This window comes from Pantoea sp. X-Soil-ISGK-275, assembly GCF_059730795.1.
On record NZ_AP035976.1, the window covers coordinates 189,085 to 212,398 of the forward strand.

The window sequence follows — 23,314 nt, forward strand, 5'->3', positions numbered from 1 at the left end:
ATGCTGCCACATGTCAGTGATGGAGCTGCATGTGGCAGCATCTCCTTCCCCCGCTTGCGGGGGAAGGTCGGGATGGGGGGCAGCCAGCACATGCCAAATCAGGAAATCGTCAATAACCAGTGCACGTACGACTGATAATGACTCTCCTGCTCCAGCAGCTCAGAACGCAATGGATGCACTTCGCGCCAACCGGCTGGCAGCGTCAAATGCAGCGCATCATCATCCGCCTGTAAACGCACGGCAGGCAAAGTGTCATCGCGACGGCGACTTGAGAAGATAATCGCTAAGCGTAGCAAACGACTTAAACGCTCCGCCATGCGCGGCGGTACGGCATTTTGCTGGGTCAGCAAGGCCAAATCGATGCTGCCGCTTTGGTTCTGCAGCAGGCAAGCCAGCATTTTTTTCTGCGCGGGAGTGAAGCCAGGAAGATCGAGATGACGAATCAGGTAAGCGGCGTGCTGCGGTGCCTGGCGGAAATCGACGCTCAGGCCAATTTCGTGGATAGAACAGGCGCTAAGGAGTAGATCGCGACATCGGTTATCCAGCTTCCAGCTGCTGCTCACCTGACGGAAGAAGCTCTCCGCCAACTGACGCACACGACCGGCCTGATCAATATCAATGGCAAAACGACGCTGCACGTTCTGCAATGTGCGGCTGCGGATATCGCGATCAACCGGCAGATGCAGCATGCCATACACTAAGCCTTCGCGCAGGGCGCCACCGGCCAGCGTCATACCTTCAATGCTCAGTTCCTGGAAGATAGCGATGAGGATCGATAAACCGCTCGGGAACACTAAAGCGCGCTCCAGCGTCAATCCTTCAATTTCCAGCTCTTCCAGCTTGCCGCACTGAATCGCGCGTTGTTTCAACTGTTGCAGCTTGCTCAGGGTGATGCGCTCATCCATGCCCTGCGCCATCATAATTTCCTGCAACGCTTGTACGGTGCCTGACGCGCCGACACAGATTTGCCAGCCTTTCTCGCGCAGCGCAGCGGCCACCGGACGGATCATCTCGCGCGCGGCCAGTTCGGCCTGCTCAAAATTCTCTTTTGCCAGATGACGATCGCTGAAATAGCGTTCAAGCCAGGTTACGCAGCCCATCGACAAGCTGAACAGCGTGGTGGCATGCGAACCTTCGCCGGTCACCAGTTCGGTGCTGCCGCCGCCGATATCAACCACTAAACGCTGATCGGAACCACCGGTGGTATGCGCCACGCCCTGATAAATCAGGCGCGCTTCTTCTTCGCCGCTGATGACATTCACCGCGCAGCCAAGAATCTGTTCTGCCGTTGTGAGGAAATCCTGCGCATTTTCAGCAAGGCGCAGCGTGGCGGTTGCCACCACGCGGATTTGTTCCGCAGGAATATCCTGTAGCTGTTCGGAGAACAACTTCAGGCACTGCCAGCCGCGTTGCATCGCCTCGGCAGAGAGATGATTCGCTTTGTCGAGGCCAGCCGCCAGACGCACTTTGCGCTTTATCCGCGCGACGGTCTGAATGCTGCCAGACACCTCGCGCACCACCAACATATGAAAGCTGTTAGAACCTAAATCAATCGCTGCATAAAGTGACGATGCGCTTAGCATGGTGTGCTTAACCCGAACGTTTACGGTTGCTATTGCGCGGCGCGCCGCTCCGACGGTTATTGTTGTTCCCGCCACGGCGTGGACCGTTTCCTGAACGACTGCGTTGCAGACGCTTCGGCGGTGGCAGTTCATTCAGCAAGGCATCGCTGTTGTACTTGCTCACCGGAATACCGTGACCGATGTACTCTTCGATTGCCGGCAGGTTCAGCGCGTACTCTTCGCATGCCAGGCTGATGGAGTGACCGCTGGCGCCCGCGCGGCCAGTGCGGCCGATACGGTGAACGTAGTCTTCGCGATCGTCAGGCAGATCGTAGTTGAACACATGCGTGACGGCAGGAATGTGCAGACCACGTGCCGCGACGTCGGTGGCAACCAGGATATCCACATCGCCTTTGGTGAAGTCGTCGAGAATACGCAGACGTTTTTTCTGCGCCACATCACCGGTCAGCAGACCCACGCGATGACCATCGGCAGCCAGATGGCCCCAAATGTCTTCGCAGCGGTGCTTGGTGTTAGCAAAGATGATGGCGCGATCTGGCCACTCTTCTTCTACCAACGTCTGCAGCAAGCGCATTTTCTCTTCATTCGAAGGATAGAAAAGCTCTTCTTTAATGCGGTGGCCGGTTTTCTGCTCGGGCTCAACTTCCACGTATTCGGCGTTGTTCATGTGCTCAAATGCCAGTTCACGCACGCGGTAAGACAAGGTCGCAGAGAACAGCATACTCAGGCGTTGGGTGGCCGGCGGCATGCGGCGGAACAGCCAACGAATGTCTTTAATAAAGCCGAGATCGAACATGCGATCGGCTTCATCCAGCACAACAACCTGAATCGCGCCCAGGTTGACATGGTTCTGCTTGGCGTAGTCGATCAGACGTCCGGTGGTGCCCACCAGAATATCGACACCATCAGCCAGCACTTTCAGCTGTTTATCGTAGCCGTCGCCACCATAAGCCAGGCCCAGCTTTAAGCCAGTGACCTTCGCTAATGGTTCAGCATCGGCATGGATTTGTACGGCGAGCTCACGCGTCGGGGCCATGATCAGCGCACGTGGCTGATTAGTCTGGCGACCTTCTGCGGCAGGATGAGAAAGAAGATAATGAAACGTTGACGTAAGAAACGCCATCGTTTTGCCGGTACCGGTTTGCGCCTGACCCGCAACATCACGCCCTGTAAGCGTAAGAGGCAACGCGAGCGCCTGAATAGGCGTGCAGTGGCTAAAGCCTTTAGTATCAAGGGCTTCTATCACCTGAGGGTGCAGGGCGAAGTCGGAAAACTTCTGTTCAGTTAAGTGTGTTTTGCTCATAGTGTGGTAGAATATCAGCTTACTAGCGCTTTACGAAAGCGTATCCGATGAAATAAAGTCAACCTACGTTGGTATCATTTCCGCCAATTCGCCAGGCGCAATCTTTTGGAGTTAAACATGAGCAGCGATAAGATCGTTCACTTGACCGATGACAGTTTCGACACAGACGTACTGAAAGCAGACGGTGTCACTCTGGTTGATTTCTGGGCTGAATGGTGTGGTCCTTGCAAAATGATCGCCCCAATTCTCGACGAAGTCGCAGAAGAGTACGAAGGTAAACTTACCATCGCTAAGTTGAATATTGATGACAACCCGGGTACGGCGCCGAAATACGGCATCCGCGGTATCCCAACTCTGCTGCTGTTCAAGAACGGCGAAGTGGCGGCAACCAAGGTTGGCGCACTGTCTAAAGGACAGTTGAAAGAGTTCCTGAACGCCAACCTGGCCTAAGCCCAGCAGGGTGTTTGTTCGGCAGTGGTGAATTTTTTCGCCACTGCTGGACGTCTCACTTTAAGCGTGTTAAGTTGAGTTCACTGCATTACGCTCTTACCTTGTAGTTTGCATCTAAGTTTTCCCTTGTCAGACCCTACTCGCAATGAACGTTATCGTGGTTTGGCAATCTGATGACTAGCACATTCGGCATCATCTTTCGACCGTCTCCTCGTTTCCTATCGCCACATCTGACGATAATCGTCGAGCTGAGTTGAAAAAGAGCCATTAACAGGCATGGAATTTTTGCCATACCACTCACGACAATCATTTCGAGAATTACCCCGAGTTTAAGAACCCATCACTATGAATCTTACCGAATTAAAGAATACGCCGGTTTCTGAGCTGATTACCCTCGGCGAAAATATGGGGCTGGAAAACCAGGCGCGTATGCGCAAGCAGGATATTATTTTCTCTATCCTGAAACAGCACGCAAAAAGCGGCGAAGACATCTTTGGTGATGGTGTGCTGGAGATATTGCAGGACGGATTTGGTTTCCTCCGTTCTGGAGATAGCTCCTACCTCGCCGGTCCTGATGATATCTACGTCTCTCCTAGCCAAATCCGCCGTTTCAACCTCCGCACTGGTGACACCATTTCTGGCAAGATTCGCCCGCCAAAAGAAGGTGAACGTTACTTTGCGCTGTTGAAAGTTAACGAAGTTAACTACGACAAGCCGGAAAACGCGCGTAACAAGATTCTGTTCGAAAACCTTACGCCGCTGCACGCCAGCAAGCGTATGCGTATGGAACGCGGTAATGGCTCGACTGAAGACCTGACTGCACGCGTGCTGGATCTGGCTTCTCCGATTGGTCGTGGTCAACGTGGTCTGATTGTGGCGCCGCCGAAAGCGGGTAAAACCATGCTGCTGCAGAACATCGCGCAGAGCATCGCTTACAACTATCCAGATTGCCTGCTGATGGTGCTGCTGATTGACGAACGTCCAGAAGAAGTGACCGAGATGCAGCGTCTGGTTAAAGGTGAAGTTATCGCTTCGACCTTTGATGAGCCAGCATCACGTCACGTGCAGGTTGCTGAGATGGTGATCGAGAAGGCCAAGCGCCTGGTTGAGCACAAGAAAGACGTGATCATCCTGCTTGACTCCATCACGCGTCTGGCGCGTGCCTACAACACCGTGGTTCCAGCATCAGGTAAAGTCCTGACTGGTGGTGTGGATGCCAACGCCTTGCATCGTCCGAAGCGTTTCTTCGGTGCGGCACGTAACGTGGAAGAGGGCGGCAGCCTGACCATCATCGCGACCGCGCTGGTTGATACCGGTTCGAAGATGGACGAAGTGATTTACGAAGAGTTTAAAGGTACAGGTAACATGGAATTGCACCTCTCGCGTAAAATCGCTGAGAAGCGTGTATTCCCAGCGATTGATTACAATCGTTCCGGTACCCGTAAAGAAGAGCTGCTCACCACACAGGAAGAGCTGCAGAAAATGTGGATCCTGCGCAAAATCATCCATCCAATGGGTGAAATCGACGCGATGGAGTTCCTCATCAACAAACTGGCCATGACCAAAACCAACGACGAATTCTTCGATATGATGAAGCGTTCCTAAGTTGCGATCGGCGAGTCGCTAAGCCAAGCGGTGATTCGCACAATTTGCCAGGAAATATTGCTAACGCCACGTCTTAACGTGGCGTTTTTTATTTATGGGCATTAGGATTAGCGCAGTCAGGAAGCTTTTATAATGACTGTGGCAGAGATGCGTTTGTTTTTTCAACAATCAGGCTTTTCTGCAGCAGAATTCGGAATAGGGATATGCGGCAATGGCGGGTGTTTTGCATATTGTTGTCCACGATTTTAGCTGAGAGCATTAATGTGAATTTACTCACTATGAGTACAGAGCTTGGTCTAACTTTTCTTTTTTCTTTGGCCTTTATCTTCATCGCTCGAAAAGTAGCGAAAAAGATAGGGTTAGTAGATAAGCCAAACTTAAGGAAAAGACATCAGGGTGTTATTCCTTTAGTTGGTGGGATCTCTGTTTATGCAGGCGTCTGTTTTGCTTTTATGATTACAAAATCCTATATGCCGAACGGGTTTCTCTACCTGATATGTGCTGGCATTTTGGTTCTGGTTGGTGCTCTTGATGACCGTTTCGACATTAGCGTTAAATTTCGTGCCTTCGTACAGGCGGTAATTGCTGTTGTCATGATGGTAGGCGCCAAGTTATATCTCCTGAGCCTTGGATTTATTGTTGGTCCGGTTGAATTTATCGTTGGGCCTTTTGGATACGTACTTACCCTTTTTGCCGTCTGGGCCGCAATTAATGCATTCAATATGGTTGATGGTATTGATGGCTTACTTGGCGGCCTTTCATGTGTCACCTTTGCCGCTATGGGCATCATCCTTTATTTTGATGGGATGTTTAGTCTTGCGATGTGGTGCTTTGCCATGATTGCAGCCACCATCCCTTACATACTTCTTAATCTGGGATTTCTCGGACGACGTTATAAGGTCTTCATGGGTGATGCTGGCAGCACCATGATAGGTTTTACGATTATTTGGATATTGTTAGAAACGACTCAAGGGCTTAGCCATCCGATAACACCGGTTACTGCGCTCTGGCTCATCGCCATACCTTTGATGGACATGATAGCGATTATGTACCGTCGCTTACGTAAAGGGATGAGTCCTTTTTCTGCAGACAGGCAACATATTCACCATCTCATCATGCGAGCGGGATTTTCGTCCCGACAGGCTTTTTTACTCATTACCGTTGCAGCCGCATTATTAGCGGGTATTGGCGTATTAGGTGAATATCTCGCTTTCATTCCAGAATGGGTCATGCTCGTCCTTTTCTTAATGGCATTCCTTCTTTATGGCTATTGCATCAAGCATGCCTGGCGGATGGCACGTAGATTGCGTCGCTTAAAACGTCGATGGAATAAGGCCACTTCTGGCAATAATTACTCCAGGTAAGTAAGTGCCTAAATAAGGATTTTGTTATGACCTCTGTCGTTGTGGAGAACGAACTGGATATGCGTGGCCTTGGCTGCACGCTCTGGCGTGGTAAACGCTGGATCATCGGTCTGGCGCTGCTGTTTGCGCTGGTCGCCTGGCTGGCATCGATGTTAATGAAGCAAGCGTGGAGCACCACGGCAGTGACCGATCGTCCAACGGTGAATATGTTGGGTGATTTCTTCGTGCAGCAACAATTCCTCAATAATCTGGATGTGCGCACTAATACGCTCAATCTCAGCTCGCCCGCCCCAACCGTGATGGATGAGGTTTATCAGGAGTTCACCATGCAGCTGGCATCCTGGGATACGCGTCGTGATTTCTGGCAGCAGACTGAATACTTCAAAAGTCGTAAAAGCGGCAACGCGCACAACGATGCGGCGCTGCTTGATGATTTGATCACCAACATCCAGTTCACGGCTGCCGATCCGGCGCGCAATATCTTAGATAACATCAAGCTGGTCGCCGAAACCGCCAGCGATGCCAACAATCTGCTGCGTCAATATATTGCCTACGCCAGCGAACGTGCGGCGCGTCATCTGAATGCAGAACTGAAAGGTGCCTGGCAGGCGCGCAGCGTGCAGTTGGCGTCGCAGGTTAATCGCCAGCAGGAAGTGGCGCAGGCGGTATTTGAACGTCAACGCCAGCGCATCGAGCAGGCGCTGAAAGTGGCGAGCGAGCAGGGCATCAAAGAGAACCGGGCACCGGCAACCGGCGAGGCGCTGCCAGACAGCGATCGTTTCCTGCTCGGGCAGCAAATGCTGCAGGCGCAACTCGACACTTTACAAGCCAGCGGACCTGCTTACGATTTAAGCTATGATCAAAACAAAGCGATGCTGAGTACGCTGCAGGCCGGGCCGCGTCTGGATCAACAATTCCAGACTTACCGCTACTTGCGCACCCCGGAAGAGCCGGTGTCGCGCGACAGTCCGCGCCGCCTGTTTATGATGATCATGTGGGGCGTGATTGGCGCGCTGGTCGGTGCCGGAGTGGCGCTGGTGCGTCGTCCGCGTTCAACGTTAGCAACGAGCCATTAAGAGAAGCCACGTGAAAGTTCTGACGGTATTTGGCACGCGTCCTGAAGCGATCAAAATGGCTCCGCTGGTGCAGGCGCTGGCGCAGGATGCTGCGTTCGAGTCGCGCTTATGCGTCACCGCACAACATCGTGAAATGCTCGATCAGGTGCTGCGTTTGTTCCAGCTGCAGCCTGATTATGATCTGAATATCATGCGTCCGGAACAAGGGCTGACGGAGATCACCAGCCGCATTCTGCAGGGCATGAAAACCGTTCTGGCCGATTTCCAGCCGGATGTGGTGTTAGTGCACGGCGATACCACCACCACGTTTGCGGCGAGCCTGGCAGCGTTTTATCACCAGATTCCGGTGGGTCATGTGGAAGCAGGATTACGCACCGGCAACCTGATGTCGCCGTGGCCCGAAGAGGCCAATCGCACGCTCACCGGCCATCTTGCCAGCTATCACTTCACGCCGACGCAAAATTCGCGGCAAAACCTGCTGCGTGAGAATCTGCCGGATGCGCGCATTTTTGTCACCGGCAACACAGTGATTGATGCGCTGCTGTGGGTGCGTGACCGCGTGCTGGACGATGCCGATCTCAATGCGCGCCTTGCCGCGCGCTATCCGTTCCTCGATGCCGACAAAAAGCTGATTCTGGTCACGGGCCATCGCCGCGAAAGTTTTGGCGACGGCTTCGAACGCATTTGCAGTGCGCTGGCGCACATCGCGCGCCAGCATCCGCAGGTGCAAATTGTCTATCCTGTGCACCTCAATCCCAACGTCAGCGAGCCGGTCAATCGCATCCTCAGCGGCATTGAAAACATCATCCTGATTGAGCCGCAAGAGTATCTGCCGTTTGTCTGGCTGATGAATCGCTCATGGCTGATTCTTACCGATTCCGGCGGCATTCAGGAAGAAGCGCCATCGCTGGGTAAACCGGTGCTGGTGATGCGTGATACCACCGAGCGTCCGGAAGCCGTGGACGCAGGCACGGTGAAACTGGTCGGCACCGATATCAGTAAAATTGTCGCTGAAGTCAGCCTGCTGTTGCAGGACGATGAAGCCTGGCAGGCAATGAGCCGCGCGCACAATCCGTATGGCGATGGCCATGCCTGCGCGCGCATCTTGCAGGCCCTAAAACAACACAGAGTCTAACCATGCGTTTTGAAACCATTTCCGTTATCGGACTGGGCTACATTGGGCTGCCAACGGCGGCCGTTTTTGCCTCAAAGGGAAAGAAAGTCGTTGGCGTGGATATTAATGTCCGCGCTGTCGAAACCATTAATCGCGGCGATATCCATATCGTGGAACCCGAGTTGGGTGATGTGGTGCGCGAAGCCGTGCGTGCCGGTCATCTGCGTGCCACCACGCAGGCCGAAGCCGCCGATGCGTTCCTGATCGCCGTGCCCACGCCGTTTATCGGCGACCATCAGCCGGATCTCAGCTATGTGCAGGCTGCGGCGCTGTCGATTGCACCCGTGTTAAAAGCGGGCGATCTGGTGATCCTCGAATCGACGTCGCCGGTGGGCGCCACCGAGCAAATGGCGGAATGGCTGGCGGCGGCGCGTCCCGATTTGCGTTTCCCGCAGCACGGTGATGCGTGCGATGTGTTTATCGCTTACTGCCCGGAGCGCGTGTTGCCCGGCAAAGTGATGGTCGAACTGCTGGAAAACGATCGCGTGATTGGCGGCATGACGCCAGCCTGTTCCGCACGCGCCAGCGAGTTGTATCGCATTTTCCTGCGCGGCGCGTGTGTGGAGACCCATGCGCGCACCGCCGAGATGTGCAAACTCACCGAAAATAGCTTCCGCGATGTGAACATCGCCTTTGCCAATGAGCTGTCGCTGATTTGCGCCGAGCAGGGCATCAACGTGTGGGAGCTAATCGCGCTGGCGAATCGCCATCCGCGCGTCAACATCCTGCAACCCGGACCGGGCGTCGGCGGGCACTGTATCGCCGTCGATCCGTGGTTTATCGTGGCGCAAAATCCCGAGCAGGCGCGACTGATTCGCACCGCGCGCGAAGTGAATGACGCCAAACCAGGCTGGGTGCTGGATCAGGTAAAACAGGCGTTAGCAGAGTGCCTTACCGCCAGCGGTAAACGCGCCAGCGATGTCACCATTGCCTGCTTTGGCCTGGCCTTCAAACCGAATATTGATGATCTGCGCGAAAGCCCGGCGATGAGCGTCGCCCATCGGATTGCCGAATGGCACAGCGGCAAAACCTGGGTGGTTGAGCCGCATGTGAAAGACATTCCACAACGTCTGGCACATGAAGCCACGCTGGTTGCCACTGACGTGGCGCTGCAGCAGGCGGATATTCTGGTGATGCTGGTTGATCACGCCCAGTTCCGCGCAATTGATGCGGCACAGATTGCCCAGCCGTGGATTGTTGATACCAAAGGCGTTTGGCGATGAAACAGTTTCTGGTCACCGGCGGCGCAGGTTTTATCGGTTCGGCGCTGGTGCGCTTTCTGCTTGAACACACCGATCACCGCGTGGTGGTGGTCGATAAGCTGAGCTATGCCGGCAATCTGGCGTCGCTGGCACCGGTGCAACAGGATGCACGTTTCGCTTTCGAGCAGGTGGATATTTGTCATCGCGCCGAGCTGGATCGCGTTATGGCGCAGTATCAGCCGGATTGTATTATGCATCTGGCGGCGGAAAGCCATGTTGACCGTTCGATCGATGGGCCAATCGCCTTCGTCGAAACCAATATTGTCGGCACCTATCAGCTGCTGGAAGCGGCACGTCATTACTGGAATGGCATGGCAGATGAACGCAAAAAAGGCTTCATTCTGCATCATATCTCCACCGATGAAGTGTTTGGTGACCTGCACGGTAGCGACGACTTCTTTACTGAAACCACGCCATACGCGCCGAGCAGCCCCTATTCGGCGACCAAAGCCAGCAGCGATCACTTGGTGCGCGCCTGGCTGCGTACTTACGGTTTGCCGGTCATCATCACCAACTGTTCTAACAATTACGGTCCGTATCATTTCCCGGAGAAGCTGATCCCGCTCACTATCATCAATGCGCTGGCGGGCAAACCGCTGCCGGTTTACGGCAATGGCAGCCAGATACGTGACTGGCTGTACGTAGAGGATCACGCGCGGGCGCTGTATAGCGTGGTGAGCAGCGGCAGAGTGGGGGAAACCTACAATATTGGCGGCCACAATGAACGACGTAATCTTGAGGTAGTGGAAACGCTGTGCGATCTGCTGGATGAACTGGCACCGCAGCAGCGTGCGCCGCATCTGGCTCGTTATCGTGATCTGATTACCTTTGTTACCGATCGTCCCGGTCACGACCAGCGCTACGCCATCGACGCCAGTAAAATCGCGCGCGAGCTGGGTTGGACACCGCAGGAAACCTTTGAGAGCGGTATCCGCAAAACGGTGCAGTGGTATCTGGCCAATCCGCAATGGTGGCGGTCGATTCTTAATGGCAGCTATCGTGGCGAGCGTTTAGGCTTAGCCACACCGCGCTGAAACCCATGATGAAGGAGCAGCGATGAAAGGCATCATTTTAGCCGGTGGTTCGGGTACGCGTTTGCATCCGATCACCCGCGCCATCTCGAAACAGCTGTTGCCGGTGTACGACAAGCCGATGATTTACTATCCGCTGTCGGTACTGATGCTGGCGGGAATCCGTGAAATTCTGATCATCACCACGCCGGAAGATCGTGCCCACTTTGAACGCCTGCTGGGCGACGGCAGCGAATTCGGTTTGCAGCTGGCCTATGCCGAGCAGCCGAGCCCGGATGGGTTGGCGCAGGCGTTTATTATTGGTGAATCCTTTATCGGCAATGATCACTGTTGTCTGGTGCTGGGCGACAATCTTTATTTCGGCCAGGGATTCAGCCCCAAACTGAAGAAAGTGGCCGCGCGCAGCAGCGGCGCGACCGTTTTTGCCTATCAGGTGATGGATCCGGAACGTTTTGGCGTGGTGGAGTTTGATGACGATTTCAACGCGCTCTCCATTGAAGAGAAACCGCAGCAGCCGAAATCGCGCTGGGCGGTAACCGGCCTCTATTTTTACGATAACCGCGTGGTGGAGTTTGCCAAACAGGTGAAACCTTCCGAACGGGGTGAGCTGGAAATCACCGCCATCAACCAGATGTATCTCGATCAGGGCGAGCTTTCAGTAGAGTTGCTGGGGCGCGGATTTGCCTGGCTGGATACCGGCACGCACGACAGCCTGATTGAGGCGAGTATGTTTGTGCAGACGGTGGAAAAACGTCAGGGCTTTAAGATCGCCTGCCTGGAAGAGATTGCATGGCGTAACGGCTGGCTGAGCGATGCCCAGCTTTTAGCTGCCGCTCAGGCGCTAACCAAAACCGGCTACGGCCAGTATCTGCTGGATGTTCACAATGCCCGTCCGCGTCAATATTGATCCCCTTAAATGGGAAAATGACTTCTTCGGTCAGAACAGTGCGCGCTTGTCGCTGGATGGCGATCTGCCGCTGGCCGAGGCGCTTCAGCAACCTTATGCGCTGTGGCAGGTGAAGGTGCCTGCTGAACGTGTTGATGCCATTGATGCACTGAGCCAGCACGGTTTTCAGTTGGTGGAAGGCGAAGCTGATCTCACTCTCAGCATCAAACACACCGAGCGGCAAGTTGGCGTGCGTATTGCGCGGGAAGCACAAATCCCGGTACTGCGTGAAGCGGCTGCGCAGGCGTTTAGTCAAAGCCGTTTCCGCGCACCGTGGTTTGCTGCGGCGGACAGCGGTCGTTTTTACGCGCAGTGGATTGAAAATGCCGTGCGCGGCACCTTTGATAATCAATGTCTGGTGGCCTGCGATGAGCAGGGCTCGCTGCAAGGTTTTGTCTCGATGCGCGAAGTGGACGGCGAAATGCGCATCGGTCTGCTGGCGGTATTGCCAGCCGCACAAGGCTGCGGCGTCGGCCAGCGCCTGCTGCTCGCTGCCGCCGACTGGGGCCGCGTGCGTCAGCTAACGTATCTGCGCGTGGCGACCCAGCTCAGCAATCTCACGGCGATGCGCCTCTATTTACGCAGCGGTGCGCGGCTGGAAAGCACCGCTTACTGGTTCTACAGGAAAGCCTCATGATTCCATTTAATGCGCCGCCGATTGTCGGCAGCGAAGTTGAATATATGCAGTCGGCGATGGCCAGCGGCAAGCTGTGTGGCGATGGCGGCTTTACTCGCCGCTGCCAGCAGTGGATGGAACAACATTTCGGCAGCAAAAAAGTGCTGCTGACGCCATCCTGCACCGCGTCGCTGGAGATGGCAGCGCTGCTGATCGATCTGCAGCCTGGCGATGAAGTGATCATGCCGAGCTATACCTTCGTCTCCACCGCCAACGCCTTTGTGCTGCGCGGCGCGACCATCGTGTTTGTCGACGTGCGTCCCGATACGTTGAATATCGACGAAACGCTGATTGAAGCGGCGATCACGCCGAAAACCCGCGCCATCGTGCCAGTACATTACGCGGGCGTGGCCTGCGAGATGGACAGCATCATGGCGCTGGCGGCGAAGCATAAACTCTATGTGATCGAGGATGCCGCGCAGGGCGTGATGTCGCAGTACAAAGGACGCGCGCTGGGCACCATTGGTCATATTGGCTGCTTTAGCTTCCACGAAACCAAAAACTACACCGCGGGCGGTGAAGGCGGCGCAACGCTGATTAATGACGCGAAGCTGGTGGAGCGGGCCGAGATCATTCGTGAAAAAGGCACTAATCGCAGCCAGTTTTTCCGTGGTCAGGTGGATAAATATACCTGGCGCGATATCGGCTCCAGCTATTTGATGGCGGATCTGCAAGCAGCCTATTTGTGGGCGCAGCTGGAAGCGGCGGAGCAGATTAATCAGCAGCGTTTGCGTTTATGGCAGCGCTACTACGATGCGCTCCAGCCGCTGGCAGCTGCCGGCCGTATTGAGTTGCCGGTAGTGCCAAAAAATTGCCGCCACAATGCGCACATGTTCTACATCAAGCTGCGCGACAGCGACGATCGTCAGGCGCTGATCAACTGGATGAAAGAGGCGGAAATCCTCACGGTGTTCCACTACATCCCGCTGCACTCGTCGCCAGCGGGTGAACGTTTTGGCCGCTTCCACGGTGATGATGCCTTTACCACGCGTGAAAGCGAGCGCCTGCTGCGCCTGCCGCTGTTCTACAACTTGTCGGATAACAATCAGCGTACGGTGATCAGTTCGCTGCTGAGTTTCTTTGCCTGATGTCATTAGCAAAAGCTTCAGTCTGGACCGCCGCTTCGACGCTGGTAAAAATCGTTGCTGGCCTGCTGGTAGTGAAACTGCTGGCGGTGAGTTTCGGGCCGGAAGGGATCGGGCAAGCCGGTAACTTCCGCCAGTTGATTACCGTACTCGGCGTGCTGGCGGGCGCGGGCATCTTTAACGGCGTCACTACGCTAGTCGCGCAACATCAGCAACAGCCACAGCAGTTACGCGCGGTCACCGGCACGGCTTCGGCGATTGTGCTCGGCTTTTCAACGCTGCTGGCGCTGCTGTTTTTGCTGGCGGCGTCGCCGATCAGCACGGCGCTGTTTGGTCATGCTGAATATGCAAACGTGGTGCGCATTGTCGCCTTTCTGCAACTCGGTATTGCCTGGGCCAACCTGACGCTAGCGTTGCTGAAAGGTTTTCGCGATGCGCGCGGTAACGCGCTGGCGCTGATTGCTGGAAGTGCAGTGGGCGTGCTGGGTTATGTGCTGTGCTGGTGGCTGAGCGGCTATGCCGGTGCGTTAGTGGGATTGGCGCTGGTACCGGCGCTACTGGTGTTTCCGGCATTGCTGATGCTGCGTCGCCATCGCGATCAGTTGCCGCTAAGCTGGCTGATGCCAACCTGGCATCCCGAACTGGCGCGCAATCTGGCGAAGTTTACGCTGATGGCGCTGATCACCTCGTTCACCTTGCCGGTGGCGTGGGTGATGATGCGAAATCTGCTGGCTGAGCAACAAGGCTGGTCGCAGGTGGGTTTATGGCAGGGCGTGACCAGCATTTCCGATGCTTATCTGCAATTTATCACCGCCACTTTCAGCGTCTGGCTGCTGCCCACGCTGGCGCGGCTGGAGCAAAAGCCGCAAATCGCGCGTGAGATTGGGCGTGCACTGCGCTTTGTATTACCTGCCGTCGCGGCGGCCAGTTTCTGTGTATGGCTGCTACGCGATGTCGCTATCTGGCTGCTGTTTTCGCCACAGTTCAGCCCGATGCGTGACCTTTTCGTCTGGCAGTTGTGCGGAGATGTGTTTAAAGTCGGCGCCTATGTTTTCGGATATCTGGTGATCGCCAAAGCGTCGCTGCGCTTCTATATTCTGACTGAAATCAGCCAGTTTGCCCTGCTGACCGGCTTTTCTCATTGGTTGATTCCGCTGCACGGGACTGCCGGAGCCGCGCAGGCTTACATGGCAACCTACGTTCTCTATTTCGCCCTGTGTTGTGGCGCCTTCATGATTTATTGCCGGAAAAAATGACGACTTTTCACGTATTGGGATCGGATATCCCGCATCACAATCATACGGTGCTGCGCTTCTTTAATGACGTGATGAGCGCCGAGCTACCAGGCGATGCACCACGTCAATTTATGGTGGTTTCCAGCGCGCCCGAGACGCTGCAGGCGTATAGCTCATTGCAGATTGAAACCTTTGCCAGCAAGCGTGCGCTTGCGCAAGCGGTGATAGCGCGTGCCGCCGATCGCTCGCAGCGTTTCTTCTTTCACGGCCAGTTTAATCCCAGCATTTGGTTAGCCTTACTGAGCGGCAAACTGCGTCGTCAGCAGGCGTTCTGGCACGTATGGGGCGCGGATCTTTATGAAGAAGGGCACGGCCTCAAGTATCAACTGTTTTATCTGCTGCGCAGAATGGCGCAGGGGCGCGTGGCGCGCGTGTTTGCGACGCGGGGTGATTTGTACCATTTCCAGCAGCGCCATCCGCGCGTTCCCGCTTCGCTGCTCTACTTCCCGACGCGCATGCCGGATGTGGCGCCGCCCGCGCAGGTGGAAAATCCTGATTTCACTATCCTGCTCGGTAACTCCGGCGATCGCAGTAATCGCCACATTGCCGGATTGGAGGCGATCCGCGCGCAGTTTGGCGAACAGGTAAAAATCGTCGTGCCGCTCGGTTATCCGCAAAATAATCACGCTTACATCGAAGAGATTGGCGCTGCCGCACAGCGCCTGTTCCCGGCGGGGCAGGTGACGTTGCTGCGCGACAAGATCGACTTTGATGCCTATCTGACATTGCTTAGCCGCTGCCAGCTCGGCTATTTTATGTTCGAGCGCCAGCAAGGCATTGGTACGCTATGCCTGCTGATTCAGGCCAATATTCCGTTTGTGCTGAACCGCAAAAATCCGTTCTGGCGCGATCTCAGCGAGCAAGGCTTGCCGGTGCTGTTTAGCGAAGATGCGCTGGATGCGGCCAGCGTGGCCGAAGCGCAACGACAATTAGCGCAATGTGATCACGCATCGATTGCCTTTTTTGCCCCTGGCTATCTGGCAGGCTGGCGCGACGCGCTTACCCTGAGTGAAAGGGAGAGAACATGAGCCTGATGCAGTTTAGTGGTCTGCTGGTGGTTTATCTGTTTTCGCTGGGTTTCATTCTGACCCTAACCTGGCGAGAATTTAAGCGGGTGCGTTTCAACTTCCACCTGTTCTTCACCATTCTCTTTTTGCTGACCTTCTATTTCGGCTTCCCGCTGACCAGCGTGCTGGTGTTCCGCTTTAACGTGGCGGTGGTGCCGCCGGAATATCTGCTGCAGGCGCTGCTGGCCGCTACCAGCTTTTATGCCATCTATTACGTCAGCTACAAGGTGCGGCTACGGCCGGCCCATGCGCCTGCGCGTAAGCCCTGGCTGCAGATGAATCGGGTTGAAACCAATCTGACCTGTTTGCTGCTGGCGCTGGTGGCGATTGGCACTGTCACGGTGTTCTTTATGCACAACGGCCTACTGCTGTTCCGGCTTTCGGCTTACAACCAGATTTTCTCCAGCGAAGTGTCCGGCGTGGCGCTCAAACGCTTCTTCTACTTCTTTATTCCGGCGATGCTGATTCGCTACTTCCTCAAGCCAACCCAGCGTCAATGGCTGTGGTTTTTGCTGGTGTCGGTGGCATTTGGCTTGCTGACTTACGCGCTGGTGGGCGGCACGCGCGCCAATATCATCATCGCTTTCGCGCTGTTCCTGTTCATTGGTATTACGCGCGGCTGGATCACGTTGTGGATGCTGGTCGGCGCCGGTGTGATGGCAATCGGCGGCATGTTCTGGCTGGCGCTGCGTCGCTATAACCTCGACGTGGTGGGTGATGAGGCGTTTTACACTTTCCTTTATCTGACGCGCGACACCTTCTCGCCGTGGGAAAATCTGGCGCTGTTACTGCAGAACTACGACAAGATCGATTTTCAGGGCCTGGCACCGATTTGGCGTGATTTCTACGTGTTTATTCCCAGCTGGATGTGGCCGGGACGTCCAGCAGCCATTCTCAACAGCGCCAACTACTTTACCTGGGAAGTGCTAAACAACCATTCCGGGTTGGCGATCTCGCCGACGCTGTTGGGTTCGCTGGTGGTGATGGGCGGCGTGTGGTTTATCCCAATCGGTGCGGTGGCTGTTGGCCTGCTAATGAAAGGATTCGATAACCTTTATCTGTATGGCCGTGATACCAGCAACCGTTACAGCGGGGCGATTTTGCAGAGCTTCTGCTTCGGCGCGGTATTTAATATGATCGTGCTGGCGCGTGAAGGGCTGGATGCTTTCGGCTCGCGCGTGGTGTTTTTTTGTTTGATTTTTGCGGCCTGCATGTGGGCGGCAAAATTGCTTTACTGGCTGTTGGCGCGCGCGGGATTGATTCGTCCGCGCAGCGAGCCGGTTTTACACAGCCCATCTTAACCTCTGGGCACAACGGGAAATTCATACCATGGAAACCGATAAGCCGCGCTATAGCCTGCGCGGAGTCGATCTTCACGCCTTCAACGATATGGCAAGTTTTCTGCGCTTTCTGCTGCCCGAGGGCAAGCCGCGCTGCGGCACGCTGGTGGCGATGAATGCCGAGAAAATGCTGACGCTGGAAGAAGATGCGCAGCTACGCGCACTGATTGCTGAGGCCGAATTCAAATATCCGGATGGCATCAGCATCGTCCGTTCGCTGCGTAAGAAGTATCCCCAGCTGCAGGTGAACCGCATCGCGGGCGCGGATCTGTGGGAAGCGCTGATGGAGAGCGCGGGACGCAGCGGCATTCCGGTGTTTCTGATTGGTGGACGTCAGGCGGTGCTGCAGGAAACCTGCGACAAGCTGCGCCAGCAGTGGAATGTGAATATCGTTGGCAGCCAGGATGGTTACTTTGCGCCTGAAGCGCGCGACGCGCTGTTTGCACGCATTGCGGCAAGCGGTGCGCAGATTGTCACGGTGGCACAAGGTTCGCCGCGCCAGGAGCTATTGATGCGTGATTGCCGCGCACATTGGCCGCATGCGCTCTATATGGGCGTTGGTGGCACTTATGATGTTTTTACCGGGCACGTTAAGCGCGCGCCGGTTTGGTGGCAAAAATCCGGACTGGAATGGCTCTATCGTCTCATTCGTCAGCCTTCGCGTCTGCGTCGCCAATTAAAGCTGCTGAAATATTTGCGCTACCATTGGCGCGGCGATCTCTGAAATTGCTGGTTTTTTCAGCAGAAATACGAGGGTAAGCACCTCAAACTGCTGTAATTATCGATGGAATGCACAAAGCGTAATCAAACGCGGTTTTTTTCTAAAAAAGGGCTGGACAGCATGAGGTCAAGCCCGTAGTATGCCCATCCGCAACGGCGCTACGCGCCCGTAGCTCAGCTGGATAGAGCGCTGCCCTCCGGAGGCAGAGGTCTCAGGTTCGAATCCTGTCGGGCGCGCCATTTAGTTTGTGCGCAAGAGCTTCGGTGGTTGGTTAGACCGCGTTATGCAGTGAATTTTAGTAAGCGAGACATGCTTACGCACCAGAATTATGGTGGCTATAGCTCAGTTGGTAGAGCCCTGGATTGTGATTCCAGTTGTCGTGGGTTCGAGTCCCATTAGCCACCCCAGATTTTGCTCGGTCACGCGATGGTGGCGGAATTGGTAGACGCGCTAGCTTCAGGTGTTAGTGTTCTTACGGACGTGAGGGTTCAAGTCCCTCCCTTCGCACCAGGCAAAATTACGCAGTAGCGTTAAAGAAGTAAAAAATCGGCGAGTAGCGCAGCTTGGTAGCGCAACTGGTTTGGGACCAGTGGGTCGGAGGTTCGAATCCTCTCTCGCCGACCATATTCGAAAAGCCTGCTTGAAAAAGCAGGCTTTTTTCGTTTGTACCCACCTTCCGCGTTCGCCACTCATCCCATCATTTCCTTAAAACGTAATTCTGCACATTGTCGCTATTCAGATACATATAACTCACTGATTTATAATGGCATGACAATTCCTTGCATAGCTTGTCGTTTTACGGAGACAGCTTTTGGGCTATGCGTCGCGATTTACCGACAGCGGCTAACACGTGGATCGTGTGGTGGGTTGTATCCTATTGATAGAAAATAACTTATTGCGTTAACTGCAACTTTGGCACGTCTTGTGCAATAATCTCCCTGTAGATGCTCATTCCACCTCTTATGTTTGCTGATGCTACATAAACCTGGGAATGATGCAGAGCCCCTTACGGCATCCGTTGTCCAGCCTGGCAGTATTTGCGCACGCTTTACTGCAGTAAGAAGGACATTACGTTGAGTCGGATGCCATCAGTTGTCTGAACGACCTGATCTTACACCTGCTTATGGCAGGTGTTTTTTTGTCTGCAGTTTATGACAGGCAAAAAAAAGCCGGGACCAGCCCGGCGTGCACAAAAGTAACAATCGTAAAATCAGGCGCTGGGATTGGTCTTCAGCGTAAGTAGCAGGCCTTCGCGACGCATTTTGGCGGCGTCTTCCGGGCGATGCAGGCGGTCGTAAACATCGGCCAGCCAGGCATAATCAAACGCATCAGGACGCTGAGCCAGCGCTTGCTGGAACGCTTCTGCCGCCTGCTGCCATTCTCCATGACGCATGAGCATCTGTCCCAGCGTGCTGTGCAGCAGGGGCGTGGCGCCATGCTGTTTAATCTGCTGACGCAATGCTTTCTCCAGAGATTGCGGATCGCCACTTTTGATGCGCGGCATCAGCAACACCAGACGATCGTCATATTGACGCTTCAGACCTTCCAGCACGATGCTCTGCGCGGTGTCCGGATCGTCACACTCAATCAGATGTTCTGCCATCGCCACCTGCAAGGCGGTTTCCTGACGCGTTTTGCGGCTCTGGTTCTGCCACCATTTTTTCAAACCGTCGCTGCCTTGATCGGCCATCGCCTGGTTCATCAGGCCCAGCCAGGCCTGCTGCTGCAAGGCATCGCGCTGTGCTTGATCATTGATCTGCACTTTCTGCATTGAAGGCAGAATGTCGAGCAATGCGCCCCACGCGCCGGTACGAATGTAGGCTTGTTCTGCCAGACGCAACACTTCCGGATGGCGCGGCGCGACTTCCAGCAAGCGGTCAACGCCGTGACGTGCAGCATGATCTTCGTTGCGTGCCAGTTGCAGACGTACGCGCGTGATTTCAACTGGAATCGTATCATTCACCGACAACTCAGAAGCGCGCTCCAGGTGCTGGTTAGCACGGATTTCGTCCCCGCGTTGCTGCGCCGCTTCGGCAGCCAGCAAGTAGTTAGCTACCGGCTGATCGGCGTGGTCGGCATTTTTCGACAGCAATTTTTCTGCCTGCTTGAAGTCACCTTCCGCCAGTTTCATCAACGCGCTCTGCGTGTGGCGCTGTGCGCTACGACGCTTGCGACCGGTGAACCAGCCGCGGGTACGTGCGCCGGTGCGGAACAGGCGACGCAGAATCCATTCCAGCAACAAGATCACCAGCAGGCTGAGAATCAAAATGATCGCCAGGCCCGTTACGCTGGTTTCAATGTTCCAGTTGTCGGTCTGGATCAGCACGTAGCCCTGATGGCCTGCAACCATCGGTCCAACCACAATGCCGGCAATCAGCAGCAGGAAAAGCACCAATACTTTCAGCATGGTTAGCCTCCCTGTTGATCAGCAGCAACCGATGGCTGAGCCAGCAAATTACGCACGCGAGTTTGCATCAGTTTTTCCAGCAGCGGCTGGCTTTCCAGCGTATCCGGCACATCCATCGAAATGCTTTGCTGGCTCAGTTCATCCAGCTGCGCAAGGAAGGCTTTGGTGGCGGCATCGTTGGTGTCGTACCAGGCACGAACCCAGGTTGATACCGCATCGATAGACTGTTTGTAGATCTCATCCTGATGACGCGGTACGGCCTGGGCGGCAATCAGGAGGCGCGAACGAATGTTTTCGCGCAGGTAGACGTCCTGATTCGGAGCCAGCAGCGGCTGTGCGGTGTTATCGCGGCGGCGGATGGTGATGAAATCATCCATAAAGTTGTGCCAGCTTTTCACCAGATTTTGACGCCACTCGTGCAGAGAACTGGAGAGCTCACCGCCATCGGCGTCCATAGGTGAATCATCGCTGTCGTTGTCAGCCAGACGCAGATTATCGACGCCGTTCGACAGCTGATTGAGCTTGAGGATGGTGCCGTCATAATCAATCTGGCTGACGGCGGAGAGTGAACTGATGTCCTGCGTTAGGGCGCGACGCACGTTCATTACGCTTGGATCGTTCATGTCTGCCAGGCTGGTATCGGCACTTTTCAGTAACGCTGCTGCAGTGGTGACATCCTGATCGCTCCACAATTTGCGGCCCGCCAGTTTGACGAGGTAATCCGCCTGCGCCAGCAGCCAGGTACGCGTGTCGTTTCCAGAGATGGTGGCGACTTTATCACGCAGGGTTTCCAGCTCTTTAGCGCTGTTATCCTGCTGCGTGCGCGTCTCCTGCAAGGCGCTGTTGGCGCTAGCCAGCTGTTGCGTCAGTTGCTGTTTGTCGCTGCCCAGTTGCTGCTGCAAGGTGCTAAGCTGCTCACTGAGATTCTGATTAGTTTGAGCCTGTAAATCGGCCTGGTGTTTCCCATTAAGGTAAAGTCCCGCCCCAATCGCCAGCGCAATCACAATCGCCACTGCACTCAGCACCTTGCCATCGCTTTTTTTATCGCGTGGTGGCTTAGTTGCTGGAGAGGGAGAATTGTCCGCTGGGGTGGTTTCTTCAACCATGGCGGAGGAGGCTTTTTGTTCCGTCATTATGGCTCATCCCATTGTTAAGTTCAGCGTAACGCGCGCAGCAGCGCGTCGTTATCGGCACCATCGGCTACATCAATGTCCTGCCAGCCTAGTTCAGCGGCTTGCGTAGCCAAACGTTCACTGACGACCACAAGCCGACAGTGTAGTAACCATTCCCGACGATCAATTGGCGGAAACAGAGAAAAGAGTTGTTGTAACATTTCGCCGCTGGTGACCACCAGCGTTGTAATGCCGCGATCGCGCCAGCGGCGGCCTTCAGTCGCGCCGTTGTAGTGCTTTTCACAGCGCTGATAACACTCGCAATATTGCACCTCAGCGCCGCGCTCAATCAGCGTTTCCGCCAGCAACTCGCGTCCCGGGCTGCCGCGCAGAATCAGCGCGCGTTTGCCGCTAACCTGCTGCAGACGATTCAGGCGCACCAGCTCTTCACTGGTCTCCCGCGCATGAGGATAGTCTACTTTTAGATTACTGACGGTATGCAGGGCTAAAGCAGTGCTGCGGCCAATAGCATAATAGTTGAGTGCTTCAGGCCACGTAGTCGCGCTCTGCTGTAAAGCGGGTTCGGCGAACGTGACGACCTGCTGCGACAGCAAAAACACCAGATCGCCTGGCTGGAGCGCAGCAAGTTGCTTAGGTAAATGAATAAGATCGCGACCCGGCGTGAATTCAATCAGCGGAAGGCTCCATGCCAGTTTGCCCAGGCTGCGCAAACGCGAGACCAGTTCAGTGGCGGCCGGTTCCGGGCGGGTCACGAGGATGGTCATGCTGGCGGTTGACCTTGATAGACTTCACGCAGAATGTCGCGCGCGCCGCCATCCAGCAGCTCTTCGGCCAGCGAAATGCCCATTTTTTCGGCGTGATCGCGTGGACCCCGGCGCTCGCCCACCACCATTTGACTGCCGTCCGGCGAGCCGACTAATCCGCGCAGCCACAGCTGATCGTCTTCCAGCACCGCGAAGCTGCCGATTGGCACCTGACAACCGCCTTCCAGCCGTGTATTCATCGCACGTTCGGCACGCACGCACACGGCGGTATCGTCATGATTCAACGCCTGGAGCAGCGTAATTAATTGCTCATCATCCACGCGACATTCAATGCCGACGGCGCCCTGACCCACAGCGGGCAGGGAAATTTCTGCAGGCATTGCCTGACGAATGCGATCTTCCAGACCTAAACGCTTCAAACCCGCCGCCGCCAGTATGATGGCGTCATATTCACCTGCATCGAGTTTGCCCAGACGCGTACCGACGTTGCCGCGCAGCGAGCGAATCACTAAGTCCGGACGGCGGGCGCTAAGCTGACACTGGCGGCGCAGGCTGGACGTCCCGACAACCGCGCCTTGCGGCAGCTCATCAATACTGTTGTAACGATTGGAGACGAAAGCATCGCGCGGATCTTCACGCTCGCAAATGGTCACCAGACCAAGACCTTCTGGAAAATCGATCGGCACATCTTTCATCGAGTGCACGGCGAGATCGGCACGCCCTTCCAGCATTGCCAGCTCAAGCTCTTTAACGAACAGCCCTTTGCCGCCAACCTTTGCCAGTGGCGTATCAAGGATGACATCACCTTTGGTGACCATCGGCAGCAGCTCAACTTGCAGACCCGGATGAGCCGCCATCAGGCGCTGTTGGACATATTGTGCCTGCCACAGAGCAAGGGGACTTTGTCTGGTAGCAATTCTGAAAATTTTGTTTAACATGCTGTTAACCATTTTGATCGTTCATCGAATATCCTATCATTGATAGGGGAATGCTGTCAGTTTCAACGGATTGAAAAGGCCGCGATGTCAGACT

At 55.1% G+C, this 23,314-nt stretch carries 20 protein-coding genes and 4 tRNA genes; 18 read left to right on the forward strand and 6 right to left on the reverse strand.

The annotated features are described in order from the left end of the window. Positions 1-98: 98 nt before the first annotated feature. Together gppA and rhlB are read right to left on the reverse strand one after the other, a co-directional pair. A complete protein-coding gene (gene gppA, locus AC6I8A_RS00830) occupies positions 99-1,583 on the reverse strand; it encodes a guanosine-5'-triphosphate,3'-diphosphate diphosphatase (RefSeq protein WP_256698021.1) in 1,485 nt (494 codons plus the stop codon). A 7-nt stretch (positions 1,584-1,590) separates the two neighbouring features. Then, complete coding sequence (rhlB, locus tag AC6I8A_RS00835) at positions 1,591-2,886, reverse strand: ATP-dependent RNA helicase RhlB (RefSeq protein ID WP_256698022.1); 1,296 nt, start codon at positions 2,884-2,886, stop codon at positions 1,591-1,593. 117 nt (positions 2,887-3,003) lie between these two features. Here rhlB and trxA point away from each other — a divergent pair, with 117 nt between their 5' ends. From trxA to AC6I8A_RS00925, 18 genes are all read left to right on the forward strand, one after another. Beyond that, positions 3,004-3,336 carry a thioredoxin TrxA gene (gene trxA / locus AC6I8A_RS00840; RefSeq protein ID WP_008105741.1) on the forward strand — a complete coding sequence of 111 codons (333 nt, stop codon included), beginning with the start codon at positions 3,004-3,006 and terminating at the stop codon, positions 3,334-3,336. A 345-nt stretch (positions 3,337-3,681) separates the two neighbouring features. Continuing rightward, positions 3,682-4,941, forward strand: a complete 1,260-nt coding sequence (gene rho, locus AC6I8A_RS00845; RefSeq protein ID WP_008105744.1) for a transcription termination factor Rho — start codon at positions 3,682-3,684, stop codon at positions 4,939-4,941. Positions 4,942-5,219: 278 nt separating this feature from the next. Continuing rightward, on the forward strand, positions 5,220-6,305 hold the full coding sequence (gene wecA, locus AC6I8A_RS00850; protein WP_256698023.1) for a UDP-N-acetylglucosamine--undecaprenyl-phosphate N-acetylglucosaminephosphotransferase: 1,086 nt from the start codon (positions 5,220-5,222) through the stop codon (positions 6,303-6,305). Between the two features lie 26 nt (positions 6,306-6,331). Continuing rightward, positions 6,332-7,381 (forward strand): ECA polysaccharide chain length modulation protein, encoded by a 1,050-nt coding sequence (gene wzzE / locus AC6I8A_RS00855; RefSeq protein ID WP_265301654.1) that lies wholly within the window; start codon positions 6,332-6,334, stop codon positions 7,379-7,381. A gap of 10 nt (positions 7,382-7,391) precedes the next feature. After that, positions 7,392-8,516: a non-hydrolyzing UDP-N-acetylglucosamine 2-epimerase gene (gene wecB, locus AC6I8A_RS00860; RefSeq protein WP_179452834.1), complete on the forward strand. Its 1,125-nt coding sequence runs from the start codon at positions 7,392-7,394 to the stop codon at positions 8,514-8,516. Between the two features lie 2 nt (positions 8,517-8,518). Continuing rightward, the gene (wecC, locus tag AC6I8A_RS00865) at positions 8,519-9,778 is read left to right on the forward strand and encodes a UDP-N-acetyl-D-mannosamine dehydrogenase (RefSeq protein ID WP_497817887.1); all 1,260 of its coding nucleotides are present in this window, start codon (positions 8,519-8,521) and stop codon (positions 9,776-9,778) included. Further along, positions 9,775-10,851, forward strand: a complete 1,077-nt coding sequence (gene rfbB / locus AC6I8A_RS00870) for a dTDP-glucose 4,6-dehydratase (RefSeq protein ID WP_265301659.1) — start codon at positions 9,775-9,777, stop codon at positions 10,849-10,851. The genes wecC and rfbB overlap by 4 nt, the downstream gene beginning before the upstream one ends. Positions 10,852-10,873: 22 nt before the next feature. Beyond that, positions 10,874-11,755, forward strand: a complete 882-nt coding sequence (rfbA, locus tag AC6I8A_RS00875; protein WP_265301661.1) for a glucose-1-phosphate thymidylyltransferase RfbA — start codon at positions 10,874-10,876, stop codon at positions 11,753-11,755. Then, a complete protein-coding gene (gene rffC / locus AC6I8A_RS00880; protein WP_497817888.1) occupies positions 11,733-12,431 on the forward strand; it encodes a dTDP-4-amino-4,6-dideoxy-D-galactose acyltransferase in 699 nt (232 codons plus the stop codon). Before rfbA ends, rffC begins: the two co-directional genes overlap by 23 nt. After that, the gene (rffA, locus tag AC6I8A_RS00885; RefSeq protein ID WP_497817889.1) at positions 12,428-13,558 is read left to right on the forward strand and encodes a dTDP-4-amino-4,6-dideoxygalactose transaminase; all 1,131 of its coding nucleotides are present in this window, start codon (positions 12,428-12,430) and stop codon (positions 13,556-13,558) included. The genes rffC and rffA overlap by 4 nt, the downstream gene beginning before the upstream one ends. Next, a complete protein-coding gene (wzxE, locus tag AC6I8A_RS00890) occupies positions 13,558-14,811 on the forward strand; it encodes a lipid III flippase WzxE (RefSeq protein WP_497817890.1) in 1,254 nt (417 codons plus the stop codon). The genes rffA and wzxE overlap by 1 nt, the downstream gene beginning before the upstream one ends. Continuing rightward, complete coding sequence (gene wecF / locus AC6I8A_RS00895) at positions 14,808-15,878, forward strand: TDP-N-acetylfucosamine:lipid II N-acetylfucosaminyltransferase (RefSeq protein WP_293795715.1); 1,071 nt, start codon at positions 14,808-14,810, stop codon at positions 15,876-15,878. Before wzxE ends, wecF begins: the two co-directional genes overlap by 4 nt. Continuing rightward, entirely contained in the window at positions 15,875-17,218 is a 1,344-nt protein-coding gene (gene wzyE, locus AC6I8A_RS00900; protein ID WP_265301672.1) for an ECA oligosaccharide polymerase, read from the forward strand. The genes wecF and wzyE overlap by 4 nt, the downstream gene beginning before the upstream one ends. Before the next feature lie 28 nt (positions 17,219-17,246). Then, positions 17,247-17,981 (forward strand): lipopolysaccharide N-acetylmannosaminouronosyltransferase, encoded by a 735-nt coding sequence (gene wecG / locus AC6I8A_RS00905; RefSeq protein WP_265301674.1) that lies wholly within the window; start codon positions 17,247-17,249, stop codon positions 17,979-17,981. A gap of 159 nt (positions 17,982-18,140) precedes the next feature. Beyond that, a tRNA-Arg gene (locus tag AC6I8A_RS00910) sits at positions 18,141-18,217 on the forward strand. Positions 18,218-18,309: 92 nt separating this feature from the next. After that, a tRNA-His gene (locus tag AC6I8A_RS00915) sits at positions 18,310-18,385 on the forward strand. A gap of 16 nt (positions 18,386-18,401) precedes the next feature. Next, positions 18,402-18,488 (forward strand) — tRNA-Leu (locus tag AC6I8A_RS00920). Positions 18,489-18,525: 37 nt separating this feature from the next. Further along, positions 18,526-18,602, forward strand: a tRNA-Pro gene (locus AC6I8A_RS00925). Between the two features lie 586 nt (positions 18,603-19,188). Here the strand turns inward: AC6I8A_RS00925 and hemY are convergent. From hemY to hemC, 4 genes are read right to left on the reverse strand one after another with little or no spacing between them, the layout of a single operon-like run. Then, a complete protein-coding gene (gene hemY, locus AC6I8A_RS00930; protein WP_256698038.1) occupies positions 19,189-20,385 on the reverse strand; it encodes a protoheme IX biogenesis protein HemY in 1,197 nt (398 codons plus the stop codon). Between the two features lie 2 nt (positions 20,386-20,387). Then, on the reverse strand, positions 20,388-21,518 hold the full coding sequence (hemX, locus tag AC6I8A_RS00935; RefSeq protein ID WP_008105767.1) for a uroporphyrinogen-III C-methyltransferase: 1,131 nt from the start codon (positions 21,516-21,518) through the stop codon (positions 20,388-20,390). 23 nt (positions 21,519-21,541) lie between these two features. Then, on the reverse strand, positions 21,542-22,282 hold the full coding sequence (gene hemD / locus AC6I8A_RS00940) for a uroporphyrinogen-III synthase (protein WP_008105768.1): 741 nt from the start codon (positions 22,280-22,282) through the stop codon (positions 21,542-21,544). Further along, positions 22,279-23,220, reverse strand: a complete 942-nt coding sequence (gene hemC / locus AC6I8A_RS00945; protein WP_036648709.1) for a hydroxymethylbilane synthase — start codon at positions 23,218-23,220, stop codon at positions 22,279-22,281. The genes hemD and hemC overlap by 4 nt, the downstream gene beginning before the upstream one ends. Between the last annotated feature and the right edge of the window lie 94 nt (positions 23,221-23,314).